General features: G+C 51.0%; 21 protein-coding genes. 18 read left to right on the top strand and 3 right to left on the bottom strand.

Translation table 11 applies throughout. The features are described from left to right. The first annotated feature begins 136 nt into the window (after positions 1-136). A complete protein-coding gene (locus tag IEX02_RS04520) occupies positions 137-1051 on the top strand; it encodes a hypothetical protein (RefSeq protein WP_229702052.1) in 915 nt (304 codons plus the stop codon). Between the two features lie 48 nt (positions 1052-1099). Here the strand turns inward: IEX02_RS04520 and ubiB are convergent, their stop codons facing one another. The 3 genes from ubiB to ubiE are packed head-to-tail and all read right to left on the bottom strand — an operon-like array spanning position 1100 to position 4100. Beyond that, positions 1100-2725, bottom strand: coding sequence for a ubiquinone biosynthesis regulatory protein kinase UbiB (gene ubiB / locus IEX02_RS04515; protein ID WP_188690871.1), 1626 nt, complete (start codon positions 2723-2725; stop codon positions 1100-1102). After that, positions 2725-3342, bottom strand: a complete 618-nt coding sequence (locus IEX02_RS04510) for a ubiquinone biosynthesis accessory factor UbiJ (RefSeq protein ID WP_188690868.1) — start codon at positions 3340-3342, stop codon at positions 2725-2727. The genes ubiB and IEX02_RS04510 overlap by 1 nt, the downstream gene beginning before the upstream one ends. Then, positions 3342-4100: a bifunctional demethylmenaquinone methyltransferase/2-methoxy-6-polyprenyl-1,4-benzoquinol methylase UbiE gene (gene ubiE, locus IEX02_RS04505; protein ID WP_188690865.1), complete on the bottom strand. Its 759-nt coding sequence runs from the start codon at positions 4098-4100 to the stop codon at positions 3342-3344. The genes IEX02_RS04510 and ubiE overlap by 1 nt, the downstream gene beginning before the upstream one ends. Before the next feature lie 987 nt (positions 4101-5087). Between ubiE and IEX02_RS04495 the strand changes: the two genes are divergently transcribed. Genes IEX02_RS04495 through IEX02_RS04415 form a run of 17 tightly spaced genes read left to right on the top strand, consistent with a single transcriptional unit; the run spans position 5088 to position 18964 of the window. Continuing rightward, a complete protein-coding gene (locus tag IEX02_RS04495) occupies positions 5088-5471 on the top strand; it encodes a hypothetical protein (RefSeq protein WP_188690859.1) in 384 nt (127 codons plus the stop codon). Between the two features lie 4 nt (positions 5472-5475). Next, the gene (locus tag IEX02_RS04490; RefSeq protein WP_188690856.1) at positions 5476-6186 is read left to right on the top strand and encodes a beta-ketoacyl synthase chain length factor; all 711 of its coding nucleotides are present in this window, start codon (positions 5476-5478) and stop codon (positions 6184-6186) included. Next, positions 6179-6964: a lysophospholipid acyltransferase family protein gene (locus IEX02_RS04485; protein WP_188690852.1), complete on the top strand. Its 786-nt coding sequence runs from the start codon at positions 6179-6181 to the stop codon at positions 6962-6964. The genes IEX02_RS04490 and IEX02_RS04485 overlap by 8 nt, the downstream gene beginning before the upstream one ends. Continuing rightward, entirely contained in the window at positions 6936-7193 is a 258-nt protein-coding gene (locus IEX02_RS04480) for a phosphopantetheine-binding protein (RefSeq protein WP_188690849.1), read from the top strand. Before IEX02_RS04485 ends, IEX02_RS04480 begins: the two co-directional genes overlap by 29 nt. A 15-nt stretch (positions 7194-7208) precedes the next feature. Continuing rightward, positions 7209-7457 (top strand): acyl carrier protein, encoded by a 249-nt coding sequence (locus IEX02_RS04475; protein ID WP_188691818.1) that lies wholly within the window; start codon positions 7209-7211, stop codon positions 7455-7457. Positions 7458-7462: 5 nt separating this feature from the next. Next, positions 7463-8011 (top strand): COG4648 family protein, encoded by a 549-nt coding sequence (locus IEX02_RS04470; protein WP_229702051.1) that lies wholly within the window; start codon positions 7463-7465, stop codon positions 8009-8011. Continuing rightward, the gene (locus IEX02_RS04465) at positions 8001-9305 is read left to right on the top strand and encodes an AMP-binding protein (RefSeq protein ID WP_188690847.1); all 1305 of its coding nucleotides are present in this window, start codon (positions 8001-8003) and stop codon (positions 9303-9305) included. Before IEX02_RS04470 ends, IEX02_RS04465 begins: the two co-directional genes overlap by 11 nt. Further along, entirely contained in the window at positions 9302-9655 is a 354-nt protein-coding gene (locus tag IEX02_RS04460; RefSeq protein WP_188690844.1) for an ApeI family dehydratase, read from the top strand. The genes IEX02_RS04465 and IEX02_RS04460 overlap by 4 nt, the downstream gene beginning before the upstream one ends. Beyond that, on the top strand, positions 9652-10383 hold the full coding sequence (locus IEX02_RS04455; protein ID WP_188690840.1) for a glycosyltransferase family 2 protein: 732 nt from the start codon (positions 9652-9654) through the stop codon (positions 10381-10383). Before IEX02_RS04460 ends, IEX02_RS04455 begins: the two co-directional genes overlap by 4 nt. Then, positions 10380-11336: a lysophospholipid acyltransferase family protein gene (locus IEX02_RS04450; RefSeq protein ID WP_188690838.1), complete on the top strand. Its 957-nt coding sequence runs from the start codon at positions 10380-10382 to the stop codon at positions 11334-11336. Before IEX02_RS04455 ends, IEX02_RS04450 begins: the two co-directional genes overlap by 4 nt. Continuing rightward, complete coding sequence (locus IEX02_RS04445; protein WP_188690835.1) at positions 11333-12877, top strand: HAL/PAL/TAL family ammonia-lyase; 1545 nt, start codon at positions 11333-11335, stop codon at positions 12875-12877. The genes IEX02_RS04450 and IEX02_RS04445 overlap by 4 nt, the downstream gene beginning before the upstream one ends. Continuing rightward, positions 12870-13283, top strand: a complete 414-nt coding sequence (locus IEX02_RS04440) for an acyl-CoA thioesterase (protein ID WP_188690832.1) — start codon at positions 12870-12872, stop codon at positions 13281-13283. The genes IEX02_RS04445 and IEX02_RS04440 overlap by 8 nt, the downstream gene beginning before the upstream one ends. Further along, positions 13280-13822, top strand: a complete 543-nt coding sequence (locus tag IEX02_RS04435; protein ID WP_188690829.1) for a LolA family protein — start codon at positions 13280-13282, stop codon at positions 13820-13822. Before IEX02_RS04440 ends, IEX02_RS04435 begins: the two co-directional genes overlap by 4 nt. Then, positions 13819-16062 carry an MMPL family transporter gene (locus IEX02_RS04430; protein ID WP_188690827.1) on the top strand — a complete coding sequence of 748 codons (2244 nt, stop codon included), beginning with the start codon at positions 13819-13821 and terminating at the stop codon, positions 16060-16062. Before IEX02_RS04435 ends, IEX02_RS04430 begins: the two co-directional genes overlap by 4 nt. Beyond that, entirely contained in the window at positions 16049-17275 is a 1227-nt protein-coding gene (locus IEX02_RS04425) for an NAD(P)/FAD-dependent oxidoreductase (protein ID WP_188690823.1), read from the top strand. The genes IEX02_RS04430 and IEX02_RS04425 overlap by 14 nt, the downstream gene beginning before the upstream one ends. Continuing rightward, positions 17263-17814: a DUF3261 domain-containing protein gene (locus tag IEX02_RS04420; protein WP_188690819.1), complete on the top strand. Its 552-nt coding sequence runs from the start codon at positions 17263-17265 to the stop codon at positions 17812-17814. The genes IEX02_RS04425 and IEX02_RS04420 overlap by 13 nt, the downstream gene beginning before the upstream one ends. Next, positions 17807-18964, top strand: coding sequence for a beta-ketoacyl-ACP synthase (locus IEX02_RS04415; protein ID WP_188690816.1), 1158 nt, complete (start codon positions 17807-17809; stop codon positions 18962-18964). Before IEX02_RS04420 ends, IEX02_RS04415 begins: the two co-directional genes overlap by 8 nt. The last annotated feature ends 3 nt before the right edge of the window (positions 18965-18967 follow it).

Below are 18967 nucleotides of genomic sequence, written 5' to 3'. Positions count from 1 at the left end.
TCCCGTTTAACACATTTGCCGCTATTATACGTAGGTTGGACAAAAGGTCACTGGATTTGATCCTTAGGTATATAGTGGTCATGCTTATGTTAATGAGTTGATAAAAGGAGCAGCTTTGAAGGGTCCATGGATTTTCATGGTTTTGGCCTTTTGGGCTATGTCTGGAGTGGCTGAAGAGCAGCAAAATCCACCAGTGGATAACCCCTGGCTGGATGACTTACAGCTCAATGTTTCTGACTCCATTGATGCCACGGCCATGTGGTTTGACGAATTTTTTGCTGACGAAACGATGCCACTTAACGAGAAAGCCCACGGTGAAGCTCGTATTCGTCTGGGGTGGGAGCCGCGCAGTCGTGCTGTAAACGAGTTTGAGACCAGGTTCCGTGTGAGGGTGAGCTTGCCAAATATGAAGCATCAGACCGATCTCATCTTTTCTGATTACGATGAGGATGAAGATGCCGCCAGCGTAAAAGCTGCCCGTAATGATGCGATAGACAGGCGTAATCGGTTCTCTATGGCGCTGCGCTGGACGGCTAAGAAAAGTGGCGATATGAATATATCACACCGCATTGGTGTCGGGCGTAAGCTGCAACCTTATGTGAAATCCCGAATTCGCAAGACCTTCGGTTTATCTGATATCAACAACGTCAACCTGGAAGCGTCGGTGTACTACTACACCCAGGACAGATTTGGCAGTCACCTGATGGCCCAGTATGAACATCAACTGGCCGGCAATGATCTGTTTCGTTTCGACAACCATTTTTATTTTCGGGATGAAACGGACGACTGGATTTGGCAGCACGGTTGGTACAAATACAGCCAGTGGGATGAAAAAACCGCCATGATTTATGGCTTATATCTGGAGGGGGGAACCCGCCCCAATTATCGTATTGAAGAATACCTGGTCAGCACCCGCTGGCGTAAAAATGCGTTAAGAAAATGGCTGTTCTTTGAGGTGGAGCCGTTCTTATTGTGGCGTCGGGATGAGGACTTTAAAGTCTCTTATGGTCTGGCCTTAAGAGTCGAAGGCTATTTTGGCCATTCCAGTTAAGTCTGTGGGCCAGTTCATGCCCCACAGACTTTGGCAAATTAAATAAAATTAGCGAATCAGCCAGGATCGCAGCCAGCATAGCCCGCCGGCAATACCAACCCCTGCAGCATAGGCATGGCTGATGGGATACAGGGGGAGTAATACGGCCACAATTACCAGTGTTGCACCGAGTAATTGGTAGCGGCGACTGCGGTGCTGTTTATGCTGTTGTTGTTGCAGGGTTTCCAACCATTGCTGTTGTTGTTGGGGTAACTGTCGTACCTGTTTTAGTGTATCAAACAGCAGATCCGGTACTTCCGGCATTTTCTCTGACCAGTACGGCAGATTGGCTTTGACCTTACTGAGCATGGCCTTCAGCCCTATCTGCTCTTTCATCCAGTTCTCCAAAAACGGCTTGGCGGTCTTCCACAGATCCAATTGCGGGTAAAGCTGACGGCCTAATCCTTCTATATACAGTAGGGTTTTTTGCAACAACACTAGCTGTGGTTGCACCTGCATATTAAAGCGTCGCGCGGTATTAAACAGTTGTAGCAAGACTATGCCAAAGCTGATTTCCGCCAGGGGTTTTTGAAAGATGGGCTCACATACCGTGCGTACCGCCACCTCAAATTCATCGATATTGGTGTCTGCTGGCACCCAACCCGAGTCCACATGCAGCTCCGCTACCTTGCGATAGTCGCGGTTAAAAAACGCCACAAAGTTCTCTGCCAGATAGCGTTTATCCTCGCGATTTAAGGTACCGACTATGCCGAAATCAATGCCAATGTATTTAGGGTTCTGTGGATTCTCGGTACTGACAAAAATATTGCCGGGGTGCATATCGGCGTGGAAAAAGCTGTCGCGGAACACTTGGGTAAAGAATACTTCTACACCGCGTTCGGCCAGTTTTTGCATATTGGTGCCCTGCGCCATCAGCGCATCCACATCTGCAACCGGGATACCCTGAATACGTTCCATCACCATTACATTCTTGCGGCAATGATCGCTGTAGATATGCGGGATATAGAGTGAATCAGAGTCTTCAAAATTACGTCTAAGTTGAATGCCGTTGGAGGCCTCTAACAACAGATCCAATTCATCGAGAATTGTGCGCTCGTATTCTTTGACTACTTCTACTGGTCGCAGGCGCTTACCGTCTGGCAGCCACTTCTGTACCGCCAGCGCCAGGGTTTGCATCAGCTCGATATCGGCGTGAATGGTATTCTCAATATCCGGGCGAATAACCTTAACGACAACTCGTTGTCCGTCGGGCTTTAGCAGGGCGGTATGTACCTGGGCAATAGAAGCAGATGCCAGCGGTTTAGGATCGAACTGCTCGAACAGTTCATCCAGGCTATTTACGCCCAGCGCTTTGCGGATGGTGTCCTGTGCGCGCTCACTGTCAAAAGGGGGGACCTTATCCTGCAGCAGTGTGAGTTCATTGGCGATATCAGGTGGCAGCAGGTCACGCCTGGTAGAGAGCATCTGGCCGAATTTGATAAACACCGGGCCAAGGGACTGCAGCGCCAGACGAATGCGCTCGCCGCGGTTCTTGTCCGGGTATTGGTTTTTCAGCCAAAAAGCACTGCTGCGGGCTAACCTGGCGTACCAGGGCAGCCATTTGGCTGGGATCAGCTCATCCAGACCATGTTGCAATAAGGTTTTTTGAATCGTGTACAGGCGAGTCAGGCGCACTATCTCTTTGCCTTTTGTTCTAGCTGATTAAGTCTTGCTTCAAAGCGGGCGGTATCGGCCCTGAGTTGGTTTACCGCCTGGCTGAAGTCTTCAACCGCAAGTGGATGCGCTGCAAGCTGCTTTTCCTGCAAAGCACCGTCTTTGATGATCTGCCCCAACTGCTGAAAATGACCTTTGGCTCGCTGGTGCAGGTTTTTCAACAGACGCACCGACTCATGGGCAAAGACATCGCCGGTATAACGGGACAAATGCTCTTCCCAATCTATATCCAGCTCTTTCATCAGGGCGGAAAAGCTTTGCGCGGTATGCATATCACCGTTGAGGCTGAGCTTTTTATCCTGAATAAGGGCGCTGATATTGGCGGGATCTTGCATTTCATTTATATGTGACAGTGACAGTGACAGCGCCATCTCGCAGTCTACCTGTTGCTCTTCATCCATCAGCACATCAATGCGTGATGAAAATGCAAAGGTCAGTGGCCAGGGTAGCTCCTGAAGCTTGATACGCATGCGTTTGCCATCAAGTGCGGCCAAACGCAGCTGGCTGCGTGGATCCAGCGCCAGTACTTTATTCAGGGCGAGCTCCAAGGCCCCGGCCAGTAACTGCGGCATGGGCATCAGAATTTAAATCCCCGATGCAGGGCGACAATGCCACCGGTCAGGTTGTGGTAAGTGACTTGTTCAAAGCCAACCTCTTCCATCATACCTTTCAGGGTGTCCTGATCGGGGTGCATGCGAATGGACTCTGCCAGGTACTTATAGCTTTCGGCATCCCCTACTACCAGTTGGCCCACTTTGGGCAACACATGGAAAGAATACAGATCGTAGGCCTTACTCAACGCCTCTATCTCTGGTTTGGAAAACTCCAGCACCAGCAAACGGCCGCCGGGCTTCAGCACCCTGAACATAGATGCCAGGGCTTTGTCTTTGTCGGTTACGTTACGCAGACCAAAGGCTATGGTAATCAGGTCAAAATGATTGTCTGGAAAAGGCAGGCATTCGGCGTTAGCCTGCACATAGTCGACATTGCCGACTATGCCTTTGTCACGCAATTTATCGCGACCAACCTTGAGCATGGAATCGTTGATATCGGCCAGCACTACCTGACCTTTTTCTCCCACCAAGCGGGAAAACTTGGCCGCTAAATCGCCAGTGCCACCAGCTAAATCCAACACCCTGTGACCAGCGCGAACGCCACTGCAATCAATGGTGAAGCGCTTCCAGATGCGATGAATACCCATGGATAGCAGGTCATTCATCAAATCATATTTAGCCGCAACAGAGTGGAATACTCCCGCCACCATTGAGGCCTTGTTGTCCTTGTCGACCGTCTTATAGCCGAAATGCGTTTGATTGGAATCGGATTGCTGGTTCATGCTCTGTCCTGTGGGCTGGGCAATTTGCCGCGTCAGTGTACGCGAATGGGCTAAGAATACCAGATTCCGCCATGGCAGCGCATGGCATTTGCACTGCTTACCTTAAGTTATCCTTTACCACGGCAACGTATCCTGAGCGTAATTTGTGTCTTGCCTAATCAGAGCCGTAAACAATTGGAGGGGGAGGCCCCATAAGTTTTTTGGGAGGGGAAATCCTAGGTCTACTGACCAGCAAATGTTGTGGCGCGTTGCAACGAGATTCTTCGTCCAGAAAATTGCAGCTGCCACAATTGGGGCTTTTCAGAGTTGGACAAAGGTCTGCTAGAAGCCAATGCCAAGGTCGCCCCTGGCAGTTGAATATGTTGTGCGTAGCAGCGCTGCCAAATGCTAATGTGGGGTTGAGAGTAAGTGCGCATGATGGAATTGCCAGTTAGCTTGGCAAAAGCTTCTTTTAGTGTCCAAAGATCATAGAATCTGTGGGGATCTGTCAAACTAAGTAGATTGTCCTGCGTAGGTAAAGCCGAGCGTAGGCGCGCTAGTGAAGCTGGACTGCGATCGTGGCCTTGAACATCTACTGCGACCTTTTCTTGGTGGTGGTCGGCGAGTGCTATCCAGCCCCCGCTGTGCGATAAGCTAAATCGAGCGCATGCCCTTCCCGCCAGAAATAAACCCGTGGCACAAAGCTCTTGGGAGTAAGCAACCTGCAATTGTGGCCATAGTGTAGGAGTGTCAGGGAAATATAGCGCCTTAATAAACAGTCTGCTAAATAAAAATTCAGGCACTTTGGTTGGTGATAATTTAGTCCGATGATTTTGTTCCAACTCGTGTAAAAACCAGGAGTTGAGCGGCCCGGTGGTGAATTTTAGTAGATGTACTGGGGAGCAATTTGGGCTGGTGTCCAATTTTCTTGGTGCAGCATTAATGTTCAATTTGTTATAATCACCGGTCAATTTTTTTACAGTCCATTAGCGACACAAGGGGTGCTTCGTGAAACGTATAAAATTTTATGCCTTGGCATGCATGCTCGTGTTATTAAGTGGCTGTGGTACATCGCAATACATTTACAACGTATCTGGGAAGCAATTGCAGGTTAATGCTAGCTTAGAAAAAATGGAAGAGGCTATTCTTGACGCCGCTGCATTTAAACGATGGGCTGTTAAAGAAAAATATTCAGGTCATATCATTCTTGAAATTAATGTACGTAAACATTACGCCAGCGTGAATGTTGATTATGATAAAACCGGTTATTCAATTAGATACTTGGATAGTTTCAATCTAGATCACAAGGGCGAGAAAATTCATCGCAACTATAACAAGTGGGTGAAGTTGCTCGAGATGGAAATTGACCAACGATTAGTGTCTCGACGCTGATTTTATGCATTTTGGTATAGCAAACTGGTCTGCTTGGGTGGCTGGAGTCACTTCTGAGCAAGAACTGAGAGAATGGGCAGAAGGAAGCTCGTTACCAGCAACCAGTGAATTTCCTCAAGTTGAGTTTGTGCCCAAAATGCACAGACGCAGATTGAGTGCGCTGGCAAAAATGGCACTTAGTCGAGCCGAGCAGATTCCGGACTATACCCAATTACCATCAGTATTTTGCAGCCGCCATGGTGATCTGCCTAAGACGTTGGAGTTGCTGCATGATGTTGGCATTGCACAGCCATTGTCGCCAACTGCCTTTGCACTTTCCGTACATAATGCCGTTTCCGGCCAATTTGGAATTTATTCCGGCAATCAGCAACCCACAACCTTGATCAGTGCCGGCCGCGACAGTTTCTTCATCGGTCTGCTTGAATCGCTGCTCAGAATGCAGTCTCAACAACAGACTCGCATGCTTTATGTCTATGCAGACATGCCGCTTCCTGCGCCTTATGACAGGCAAGCCGACGAACTTCAGATACCTCATGCTATTGCCCTGGAGATAACTGCCAACGGCGATTATTCGCTAGATTACTTTGCAGCGACTGGTGCCAGCGTATCTGATGCATGGCCCCTTTCATTGGCTTTTTTGCGCCAATGGTTAGTCGATGGCGCAAATTGTGAGATTGAAGGACAGAGACATAGTTGGAGTGTGCGACATGGCTAATCTCAATCGCATCTGGCGTTTTTTTGCCACGGCCTTTTGCTTTAGCTTGTTTGGATTGGGCGGGCTGTTTTTGGCTTTGATATGGTTTCCGCTATGTAATTTGTTTTACTCGGACCAAGCCCGTAAGCGCGCCAATTGTCGTGCCATTGTCAGGCAAACCTTTGGCTTTTTTGTCACCGTCATGTGCTGGGTTGGGGTAATCCGGGTATCCTTAGAAGAAGCACAAAAGTTGCGTGCATTGAGTGGGAAGGTGGTTATCGCCAACCATCCGTCGTTGATTGATGTGGTGGTGCTGATTTCGCTCATACCCAACGCCGATTGTGTGGTGAAAAGCAGTTTACTGCGCAATCCCTTTATGCGGGGCGTGATTAAGGCTACAGGCTACATCAGCAACGATAACGTGGATGAGTTATTGGCTGACTGTGAACGTTCATTATCACAGGGTAACAACCTAATTATTTTCCCCGAAGGCACCCGCACTTATCCAGGTCAGCCGTGCCATTTTGTGCGAGGTGCGGCGAACATTGCGATTCGCACGGCAAAAGACTTTCAGTTGGTGTTTCTGCGTGTAGAACCACCCTTCCTGACCAAGGGGTTGCCCTGGTACAAAGTGCCTGCGCGTCGTGTTGATTTTATGCTGCGCGTGGCGGGCACGTATAATGTGCACCCTTACCTGAGTGACAATGTTACCGGCGCGGTGAGGAAACTGACCAAAGACATAGAAAATCTGTTCATTCAGGAGTTGAAAAATGACAGAAGCACTGAAGGCCGAGCTTAAGGCTTTGATTATTGAGTGTTTGGATCTGGAAGATATCAGCGTAGAGGATATCGACAGTGATGAACCGCTGTTTGTTGAAGGACTGGGGCTGGATTCCATCGATGCCCTGGAATTAGGCTTGGCCATCAAGAAGAAGTATAACGTCAGCATTGACGCCAATGCTCAGGACACCAAGCGACACTTTGCTTCGGTTTCCAATCTAGCAGCCTTTATCTCTGCAGCCGGCTAATATTTAAGAGCAAAAATAATGACAAAAATAGAAATATTCGAACACCTCAAGGACATTCTGGTTAACGAATTCGAGTTGCCTGAAGAGCAGATTTCATTGGGCGCGAATTTGTACGAAGAGCTGGATATGGACAGTATTGATGCTGTGGATCTGGTGGTTAAATTGCGCGAGTTCAGCGGTAAGAAAATTGAAGCAGAGGCCTTTAAACAAGTCCGCACTGTGGGTGATGTGGTGGATGCTGTTTATCAATTGATGACTGAGTAAGCCCCGTGAATTGGGTACTGACCCTGCTGTTATTTCTGTACCCGTTTATTTTGTATGCCGGTATGCAATTCAGCTCAGCCATTTGGGTTGCGCTGTGTTTACTTCCCCTTGCTATATGGCGTTTGTGGGGATTGCGTCGGCATATCAAGGGTGGTTGGTTGTGGACTGGTATCTGCGCGCTGAGTTTACTCTTTGGTCAGAGCATTCTGTCTGATTCGGATTTAGGCATGCGGCTCTATCCTGTACTGGTGAATCTGGCTTTGTTGGTGTGGTTCACAAGCTCGTTGTACTTTCCACCGCCGGTGGTTGAGCGATTGGCCAGACTGAAAGAACCTGATCTTCCCGCTCATGCCATCACCTATACCCGTAAGGTTACCAAGCTGTGGTGTATTTTCTTCCTGTTGAATGGCAGTGTGGCATTGTATACCAGTCTGTTTTCATCCTTATCTGTATGGACTTTCTACAATGGCTTTCTGGCCTATTGTTTGATGGGGATGCTCGGTGCAGGTGAGTATCTGGTGCGACGTAAGGTAAAGCAGGCGCATGGTCAGTAGTGTGAATTTCCCCCTCGCAGAGCTTAGCGGCCTGTTGCAGACCAGTGCGGAGCAATCTGCCCACTGGCATGGGCAGATTTCGGCACTGACAGCCCAGTTCGAGTCCGCTCCCCAGCAAACTTGGCTATTATATGAGCCCGACTTTGAACGATTCAGCCTACTGTTTCTGGCGCTGCTAGGCGCGGGTAAAAGTTTGGTGTTGACCGCAAATGGTCAGCCGCAGCGCTTGCGCGAACTCACTGGGCAGTTTGACATTGCCATTCTGCCCGAGCTTTTGACCGATATTCCTTGTTGGCAGGGGCCATCTTTTACGCAAGCAAGTGTGAGAGCTGGGCTTTGTGTTGGTATGCACAGCACCATAGCGTTTTTTACTTCTGGCAGTAGTGGTGAGCCCAAACAAATAAATAAGACCTTTGGCCAGCTTTGGCAGGAGGTAGAAGCACAAGCGGATCTGTGGCCGGTGACAAGCTTTGCAAAGGTGGCCGCCAGTGTCAGCCATCTGCATATTTATGGCTTACTGTTTAAGTTGCTGCTACCTCTTCGCTGTCGTTTGCCTGTACATGCCCCTTTGATTCAGTTTCCAGAGCAGCTTGAGCAATTGCTGGAAGAAGAGCCAGCCCTGCTATTTGTCTCCAGCCCTGCCTATTTAAACCGGGTAGTGTTAAGTGAGCAGTGGTGTATCAAAGGTGCGCAGCCCGCTCTAACAATCAGTTCGGGCGGACCTTTAGGGCCTGAGGTGGCAAGCCATGTCTATGCCAATCAGCAGCGCCCGCCTATTGAGGTATACGGTAGCACTGAAACCGGGGGCATTGCCTGGCGTCAGTTTCCGCAGACAGACTGGCAGCCGCTGCCAGGTATCGAGATTGCCATCGATGAGGATAGTCGCCTGATGCTTAAATCCCCTTGGGTAGATCCCTTGCAGTGGACGGCAACGGATGACAAAGTGCGGCTAACCAGCCATCAGTGTTTTGCCCTGCTTGGCCGATTGGACCGGATAGTCAAACTGGAGGAAAAGCGCCTTAGCTTGGATGAATTGGAAAAGACTTTGCTATGCCACCCCTTGTGCCAACAAGTGAAAACCCTGTTGTTACCGGGGGTGCGTGAGCAATTGGCAGCAGTGGTACAAGTAGCCGGAGTGCATGACCGCCTGGCACTTATTGCCACGTTTAAAGCGTATCTGGCGGGTTATTATGAGGCGGTGTTGATCCCACGTAAGTGGCGGTTTGTGTCGACGATGCCGATGAATAACCAGGGAAAAATAACCCAGCAGGCGCTGATGGAACTATTTGAATGACGATATTACCCGAGATTCTCAGCCAACAATGTAGTGACTCCAGCTGCATCCTGCAGTTAAGACTGCAACCTGAGCTCTATTATTTTCAAGGGCATTTTCCCGATATGCCGGTGTTGCCTGGCGTAGTGCAAGTGGATTGGGCGGTGGCATTTTCCCGCCAGTATCTGCACATCCCCCAAAACTGGCCAGTAGCGCAATTGGAAGTACTCAAGTTCCAACAGCTGCTGTTGCCCAATATGCAGGTTGAGTTGGCCTTGCAACGTAAGAGCACAGACAAGTGTCTGTTCAGCTATCAATCCAGCCAGGGGCAACATGCTTCAGGGCGGATTTTGTTTAAGGTGTCGGCTTGAAACTCTGTGCCCTGATCCCTTCCTATAACCACCATACCAAGCTGGGGACTATTACCGAACGGCTGTTTGCCCTGCATCTGCCCGTGATACTGGTGGATGACGCCAGTGGACCAGAAGCGTCAGCCGCCATGCGGGCGTTGGCGCAGGACAGTCGCATTACGCTGGTGCGCCATGAGCACAATCAGGGCAAAGGCGGCGCGGTGATGTCCGGTATGCAAGAAGCGATTAGACAGGGCTATACCCATGCCCTGCAAGTTGACGCGGATGGCCAGCACGACCTGGCCAGCATCCCTGAACTGCTGGCTAAAGCCAGACAGTATCCAAATGCGGTTATAAGCGGCAAACCCGAGTATGACGACAGCATTCCCAAAGGGCGTAAGTACGGTCGTTACATCACGCATTTTTGGGTGTGGGTGGAAACCCTGTCTTTTGCTATTGAGGATGCCATGTGTGGCTTACGGGTTTATCCACTGACTGCTTGCCAAAGCCTGATGGGAAAACAGCGCCTGGGTAAACGTATGGATTTCGATATTGAGATTCTGGTACGGCTTTATTGGCTAGGTACACCCAGCTACTTTGTTGTCACGCCTGTGCATTACCCTCAAGATGGGTTGTCGCATTTCCAGCCGTTTAAAGACAATGTGCGGATTTCCTGGCTGCACACCCGGCTGTTTTTCGGCATGTTGGTGCGACTGCCGGTGTTACTGGCCAGGAAGTACTCGTTATGACCCGCACTCCCTGGTATCAACACAAGGAACGAGGCAGCGCCTGGGGGCTGGCATTCTGTTTGTGGCTGTACCGATTGGCTGGACGCGGCGTGTTAAGCCTGGTGGTTTATCCGGTTATTTTGTATTTTTTTATCACCGGCGGTCAGGCTCGGCGGGCTTCCAAAGCCTTCCTGCGGCGGGTGTATCAGCAAGGTAGCCCGGCGTTAACAAGCTACCCCGGCAACTGGGCGAGTTTTAAGCACTTTCTGAGTTTTGCTCAGGCCATTCTGGATAAGATTGACGTATGGATGGGAAACATCCGTATCGAACAGGTCAGCTATGAAGGCTATGACCGTTTCGAACGATTACTGGCGCAAAAACAAGGGGCCGTGTTTATCGGCTCGCATCTGGGCAACCTGGAAGTGTGTCGTGCATTAGGGCAAAGCCAGTATCCGGTGCGCATTAACGTCTTAGTCTTTACTGCACACGCACCGTTTTTCAACCAATTGCTAAAGTCGCTGAATCAGGATGTAGAGCTTAACTTGATTCAGGTCACCCAACTGGGGCCGGACATCGCTATCATGCTCAAAGAGCGAGTGGAGCAAGGTGAGTTCGTAGTGATTATGGGGGATCGCACCCCAGTCGATAATCCCGGTCGTACCTGTAATGTGCCTTTTCTGGGCGAACCTGCGGCGTTCTCTCAGGGGCCAGTGATACTCGCCAGTTTACTGGAATGCCCAGTGCTGCAGCTTTTCTGTATGCGTGATGGCGAAGGTTTTAGAATCATTTTTGAAGACTTTGCCGAACCTAAGTTGGCGCTGGTGCGAAAAGAACGTCAGCAGCAACTGGTATTCTGGTGTGGTCGTTACGCACAGCGTCTGGCCGAGGTAGCGAAGCTATATCCCATGCAATGGTTTAATTTTTTTGATTTCTGGCAGTTATCGCCACAGGACAAGGGGCAATCCGGCAAATGAGTAAACAAGCAGCACAAGTGGTGTTCGGTGCAGAGCGTATCAGTATTGAACAGGTGGTCGCTATTGCCGCTGGCGCCGGTGTCGAATTAAGTGAGGATGCCGGGTTTTGCCAGCGTATTGATGCCGGCGTGGCCTTTTTGGATAAATTGCTTCGCGAAGACGGCGAAATTTATGGGGTAACCACAGGTTACGGTGACTCCTGTACTGTCGGTATTCCTTCTCATCTGGCCGCGGAGTTGCCGCTGCATTTAACCCGTTTTCACGGTTGTGGGTTGGGGGAGTATTTCTCTGTGCAGCAAGGACGCGCCATTATGGCGGCACGCCTTTGTTCGTTAACCCAGGGCTATTCGGGCGTGAGCTGGGCTTTGCTTAGGCAACTGAGCGCCTTTATTAATTTGGATATCGTGCCACAGATCCCACAGGAAGGCTCGGTGGGAGCCAGTGGCGACCTGACCCCCCTGTCTTATCTGGCGGCTACGCTCTGTGGTGAGCGCAAGGTAATGTGGCAAGGTGAGCTGCAAGACGCCGAACAAGCGCTCAAGGCGGCGGGCCTAAATAAGCTGACCTTACGCCCCAAAGAAGGCCTGGCCATTATGAACGGCACAGCGGTGATGACCGGCCTGGCCTGCCTTGCTTTTCAGCGCGCCAGTTACCTAAGCGAACTGAGCAGCCGTATTACGGCCATCTGTTGTCTGGCTTTGAAAGGCAATAGCCACCATTTCGACGATATCTTGTTTAGCGTAAAGCCTCATCAGGGGCAGAACCGGGTAGCACAGCGTATTCGTGAAGATCTCAATCACCATGAGCATCCGCGCAATTCCAAGCGCTTGCAGGACAGATACTCCATCCGCTGTGCGCCCCATGTGATCGGCGTGTTGGAAGATACCTTGCCCTGGCTTCGCGGCCTGATTGAAAATGAACTGAACAGCGCCAATGACAATCCCATCATAGATGGGATAGGCGAGCATGTGCTGCATGGCGGGCATTTCTACGGTGGCCACATTGCCCTGGCCATGGATACCCTGAAAAACTGTGTGGCTAACCTGGCCGATTTAATGGACAGGCAAATGGCCTTGTTGATGGACACTAAGTTTAACAACGGCTTGCCAGCTAACCTGTCAGGGGCAAGTGGCGAGCGGGCCAGCATTAACCATGGCTTTAAAGCGGTGCAGATTGGCGTGTCGGCCTGGACCGCCGAGGCCTTAAAGCAAACCATGCCAGCCAGTGTGTTTTCACGTTCAACTGAATGCCACAATCAGGATAAGGTTAGTATGGGGACTATTGCTGCCAGAGACTGTTTACGTGTGTTGCAGCTTACCGAGCAAGTGGCTGCTGCGGTGTTACTGGCCAGTTGGCAGGGGCTTAAGTTACGTCAGGCTCAAGGGCAATTAGACGACACGACCCTAACCAGCTCGGTGCGCCAATTTGCCGATGCCATAGGCGCACAGTTCCCACTACTGACTGAGGACAGGCCGCTGGAGCATGAACTTCGCGACCTGATAACTCAAATTCAGCAACAAACATGGACATTGTATGCATAGTCTTCCAAGTGCCAGTCTGGTGGTCGAGGTACCCTTTTTCGACGTAGATGCCATGCACGTGGTGTGGCATGGGCACTACGTAAAGTATCTGGAACTGGCCAGATGTGAACTGTTACGTAAGTTCAATTATGACTATCCGGATATGGAAGCATCGGGTTATGTCTGGCCCATTGTTGACATGCACATTAAGTACGTGGGTTCCGCCCGCATGACAGATAAGATACGCATTGAGGCAAATCTGCTTGAGTATGAGAACAGATTGAAGATTGCCTATCTGATTCGTGATGAAGCTACAGGTAAGAAGCTGACCAAAGCATCGACTATTCAAGTCGCGGTATGTAAGCAAAGCGGCGAGATGCAGTTTGCCAGCCCACAAGTGCTGTTGGATAAGTTGGCGGCCTTATGAAATCCATAATACTGCTGATGCTGGCTGCGTTTTCACTAAATGCCGAACCTCAGGATGCACCGACATGGCTGGGAGCGTTGCAGCAAGGCACCTTTGTGCAGGAAAAACAGTTGCCCCAGCTTAAACGTCCTTTTGTTTCACGTGGGTTGTTTGCTTACGATCCTGACAGAAAACAGCTGATTTGGCATACCCAAGCGCCACTGAATAATAAGCTGCTGATCGACGAACAAGGGGTGGCGGAAGAGGATGCGCAAGGAAACCCGCAGGTGCTGACCAGTGATGGCCAGGTTTCGCAGGTGCTACTGATTTTGTTTAGCGGTGATGTACAGAGCTGGCAAGAGGTGTTTGATCTGACCTGGCAGCAAGAGTGCGTCACTATGACACCCAAACAGCCGTTTTTGCGCGATTTGTTCAGCCAGTTTGAACTTTGCCGCTTGTCTGACACCCAGCAGCAGATTCGATTATTTGAAACCAACGGCACCCAGGCCCGTATCGTCTTGGCACCTATGCCTGAATCTGAGCCGGAGCCCTTGCAGTGAACAATTGGCGCTGGCCAATGTGCTGGGGAGTGGTTTTACTGCTGATGCTGGTAAGCCTGAGCCTGACACTGCCACGCACTGAGTTTCGCGCTGATCTCAGACAGTTGCTGCCATCTGGCAGTGTTGATCCCCTGATGCAGCAGGTGGCCGGTCAGTATCAGCAACAGGCACTGTTATTGCTCAGTCACAGCGACAGTCAGACCCTGACCAGGGCGTTACCCATACTCCGGGACAAAATCGCCGGGTTGGAAGGGGTTAGCGGCAGTGCAACGGACCCATCCAAAGGGTTGGATATCGCCACCTTGGTGAATGTTTTTGGCCGCTTTCCTTTGTCGTTACTTTCCGCTGAGGCAGAGCATGCCCGGCTTAATGATAACTACGATTACATAGTCGAGCGTTATTTCACTGTGTTAAGTCAGCCAGGTAACCCTCTGGTGGGACTGACTATTGGCTCTGCCCCTTTATTGAATCTAGTCGACTGGTTTCCCCGGGTGCAGGGAAAGTGGCGCCAGGACGGTGAATACTGGTACCTGCAAGGTGAGCAGCGATATTACGGCCTGTTTCTGCAACTGGACGAGCAGGCACTAAACGTAAAACAAGCTCCGTGGTTAGTGGAGCAACTAGACGTGTTGCTAACTAGCTTGCCTGCTGATACCCAGGTGCTGCGCAGTGGCATGCTGTTTCATACTGCTGTGGCAAGCAGTCGCGCCAGTTTTGAAATGCAGCTATTCGGTGGCATGTCATTGCTGGGTGTAGTGCTGCTAACGCTGCTGATGTTTCGTCGCATCAAGCCGTTGTTGCTCACAACTGTTTTGATTGGCAGCTCGCTGCTGGCAGGGTTTGCAGCGCTGTTGCTGGTTTTTCAGCAGGTTCAGCTTTTAGCCCTGGTGTTTGCCGTAAGCCTGATAGGGATCGCGGTGGACTATGCCTATCATTTGTTGTGCTTGGCCCGCTACACCGGGGAGCGGGGACGCGCCCTGGTCAAGCACCTTACCCCGGCATTGTTAACCAGTGCCGTAACCACGGCCATTAGCTATTTACTGCTGACACTATTGCCCATCGACTTGCTTAAACAAGTTGGCGTCTTTGTGGCGGCCGGGTTGGCGTTTGCTCTGCTTACGGCCTTGTTGCTGCTGGCCTGGCTACCTCTTCACTTCCCACCTCAAGCCGCAAAGAGCAAACCCGGCTCAGCACTTGCCTGTCGGTCATTGCTGGCGCTGATGCTACTGGCCGCGATAAGCGGAGCTTGGCAACTGCGTTTTGCTGATGATGTGCGTTTATTTAACAGTTCACCAGCTTGGCTTTTGCAAAACGAGCAGCAGGTTGCGAGTCTGAGTGGTTATACGCAATACCCGCGATTACTCAGTGTTGAAGCTGACAATGAGGAGCAGTTGTTGCAACGTTTTGCCGCCATCCGTCATGCCTTCAGTGCGGTGGGGTTGGATCCTCAGGCACTGAGTGGGCTGGACCAATGGCTGCCTTCCATGGCCCAACAAAGTCAAAATGCCAGTTGGCTGCGTGAAGGCCTGGTGCAGGGGCAGCTTGATGATATCTCTTCATACTGGCAGGAAGGCGCATTGCAGCAATTACTGGATGCCCCGGATGCTGTGCTGACCCTGGCCTTGTTACCCGAAGCGCTGCGCCGCGCTTACCCCCCGGTGTTGCATAACGGCCATCATTGGACAGGGGTACTGCGCTTTGCCGGGTCATTGGATAAGCAGCAACTTGAGGCGGTCAATCAGAGACTGGATTTCCCGCTGCAATTGCATGATGAACCCGCACTGATTAGCGCGTCACTTAAGCAGTTACGCCTGTATCTGATGGAATTTTTGCTGGCGGCCTTGCTGTGTATGGGGCTATTGCTGTCCTGGCGTTATGGCGTCAAAAGAGGTGCACTAATGGTTGGCATCTGTGCATTGGTGACCGGCAATGCGCTTATTATTGGGCAGTGGTGGTTAGGCTATGCCAGCTTGTTTAATTTACTGGCCTGCGTCCTGATAGTCGCCTTGCTGGTGGATTACCTGGTATTTATTACTGAGCATGGGGACAGCGGTCACGTCAGGCAAGCGCTGTTGATGTCGTCACTAACCTCCATGCTGGCATTTGGCATGATGGTGTTCAGTCAGACACCGGCCATCTATCAATTTGGTTTTACGTTGCTGGTCGGGCTCAGCCTGGGCTGGCTGGTTTGTCGGCTGTTACCAGCAGCCTGGATAAGGAATATAAATGAACCTTTGTGATGTCGTGGTAATTGGAGCGGGGCCAGCCGGCGCTTGTGCAGCGGCAATGTTGGTAGACCAGGGGCTGTCGGTCATTGTGCTGGAAAAAGAACAGTTTCCGCGTTTCTCCATAGGTGAGAGCTTATTGCCACAAAGCATGGCCTTTTTGGATAAGGCCGGATTGGTAGAGGCAGTTAATCAGCATGGTTTTCAGTTAAAAAACGGCGCGGCCTTTTTGAAAGACGGCCAATACACAGTGTTCGATTTCAGTGACAAATATTCCGAAGGTCCGGGCACCACCTTTCAGGTAAAACGTGCTGAGTTTGACAAGTTGCTGGCTGATGGTGCTGCCAACAAAGGTGCCCAGATTCGATATCGGCACCAGTTGCTGGACGTATGTGGCCAAGCCGGGGCAATGACCCTGACGGTAGATGATTTAAACGAGCAACAACAGTATCAGCTGAGCTGCCGTTTTGTTTTGGATGCCAGCGGTTTCGGCCGGGTATTGCCAAGATTACTTGACCTTGAAAGTCCGTCGGACTTTCCGGTGCGTAAGGCGGTCTTTACTCATGTGCGCGATCATGCCCCAGCGCATTTTGATCGCAATAAGATTCTGATTACCGTGCATTCGCAAAAGCAGGATATCTGGTTTTGGTTGATCCCCTTTTCTGATGGCACCAGTAGTTTAGGAGTAGTGGGTCTTGAGCAACATTATCAGCAGGCCGGAGACTTGGACGATGAGGCGATGCTGTGGCATTTCATCAAGCAAACGCCTGAGCTGCACCAATTGTTGATTGATGCCGAAGTGGTGCAGCCGTTGCGCACTATTATGGGTTATTCCGCCAATGTCAGACAGCTGTTTGGTGACGGCTATGCCTTGCTTGGCAATGCTGGCGAGTTCCTTGACCCGGTGTTTTCCTCGGGCGTGACCATTGCATTGCAATCCGCCAATTTGGCCGTGCCCTTGGTGGTAAAACAGCTGGCAGGACAGCCGGTGGACTGGCAAACCGAATTCAGCGACCCGCTGCGAAGTGGTATCGGTTGCTTTAAGGAATTTGTTGGGGGGTGGTATGACACCCGATTGCAGGACATCATTTTTTACCCAGCCCCCGATCCTGGGATTAAGCGCATGGTTTGTTCGGTGCTAGCTGGCTACGCCTGGGATGGCAAAAATCCTTTTGTATCTGACGCCAAGCGGCGTCTCAATACCCTGGCCCAGATATGCGCAGCCTAATAATCCTTCTGGTATTGGCTTTATGCGCTTGTGCGGGACAAGTGACCCGGCATGTGGTGTTAACCGACAATACCAACTATGTCCTGCAACCGCCGCCCGATAATCTGATTGGTGAAGGACGACTGGAGCAGTTGCAGGTCACTTCGGCCGAAGGTTCACACAGCCTGCTGCTACAAACCGAGTATGATGGCCATAGTCTGCAAATGAGCGGCCTGGCGCCAAGTGGCGTGAGTTTGTTTGATTTGAGTTGGCATGCGCAGCAGGGGTACCAAATCCAGCAAAATCTGCCTATGCCGGGCTTTGATATTGGCAAAATCCTGGCTTATTACCAGCTGTCCGCCTGGCCAGTGTCATTGGTGAGTAAGGGCTTGCTGGGTGAAGCCCGGCTTGAGCAGGCTGGTGCAGAGCGGGTGGTAAAGCTAGCGGACGAAAGCTTGTTTCGATTAACCAGTGAAGGCAATATTCGCCGCTTCGTACATTTACGCGACAAGTATCAAATAGAGATTCGGCTTTTGGAGCAATGGCAACTGCATGAGTAGTTTAGTCAGCCTGGGCATAGTCTGTGCGCTGGGCAATAACGGTCAGGACGTGCTGAGTAACTGCCTCAGGGGAGGTCAGTTTCTGTCTGCACGCCAGGATCTTTTGCCGCAACGCCAGGTGATGGTAGGGGCGGTAAATTCCCCCTTGCCCGATATGACAGACTTCCCTGTAGAGTATCAAAGCCGCAATAACCAACTAGCTTTCGCGGCATATCAGCAAATTGCCGAAGTGATTAAAAAGCTGAACTGTGCGCCGCATCGATTGGCGGTTATTTTGGGTACCAGCACCTCTGGTATTGCCGAAGGTGAGCAGGCGCTGGCGCAACTGGATGCAGAAGGGCGTTTACCCGCTACTTACCACTATACCACCCAGGAAATGCATGCACCGGCAAGCTTTATCGCCAGCCTGAGTGGGGCCACCGGCCCTGCGTATTGTATTTCCACTGCTTGCTCATCGTCAGCTAAAGCCTTGATTAGTGCCCGGCTGCTGCTCGACGCTGATATGGCAGATGTGGTGATTACCGGCGGCGTAGACAGCTTATGTAAGCTAACGCTAAATGGTTTTGCCGCGCTGGAATCGGTATCCGCGGGAGTGTGTCAGCCGTTCGGCAAAGCACGGGACGGTATCAATATCGGTGAGGGGGCTGCCTTGTTTGTGATGCAAAAAGGCAACAACGGGATTCGTCTGGCCGGTTTTGGCGAAAGTGCCGACGCTTACCATATCTCTGCCCCGCACCCAGAAGGCACAGGTGCCTATCAGGCTATGCACAAAGCGTTGGATATGGCCGGGATAGTGGCATCCTCATTGGGCTATTTGAATCTGCATGGCACAGGTACACCGCTTAATGATGAGATGGAATCAAAGGCGGTTAATCGGCTTTGCTCACAAGTGCCTTGCAGTTCAACCAAGGCGCTTACCGGTCATACCTTGGGTGCGGCGGGGGCAATTGAAGCGGGTATCTGTTGGCTGCTAATGAACCAAGCTGAAGCCTGGTTGCCGGCCAACCAGCATAACGGGCTAAGCGACCCGACACTGGCGCCCATCAATCTGCTGCAAAGCATCATACAGGTTGAATCGCTTAACTATTGTTTATCCAATTCGTTTGCCTTCGGCGGCAGTAACGTTGCACTGTTGTTGGCAAGAGAGTGAGCC

This window comes from Bowmanella pacifica (assembly GCF_014645355.1).
Lineage (GTDB): Bacteria > Pseudomonadota > Gammaproteobacteria > Enterobacterales > Alteromonadaceae > Bowmanella > Bowmanella pacifica.
The sequence above is the reverse complement of the archived record's forward strand: the minus strand, read 5'-3'. Positions and strand labels throughout refer to the sequence as shown.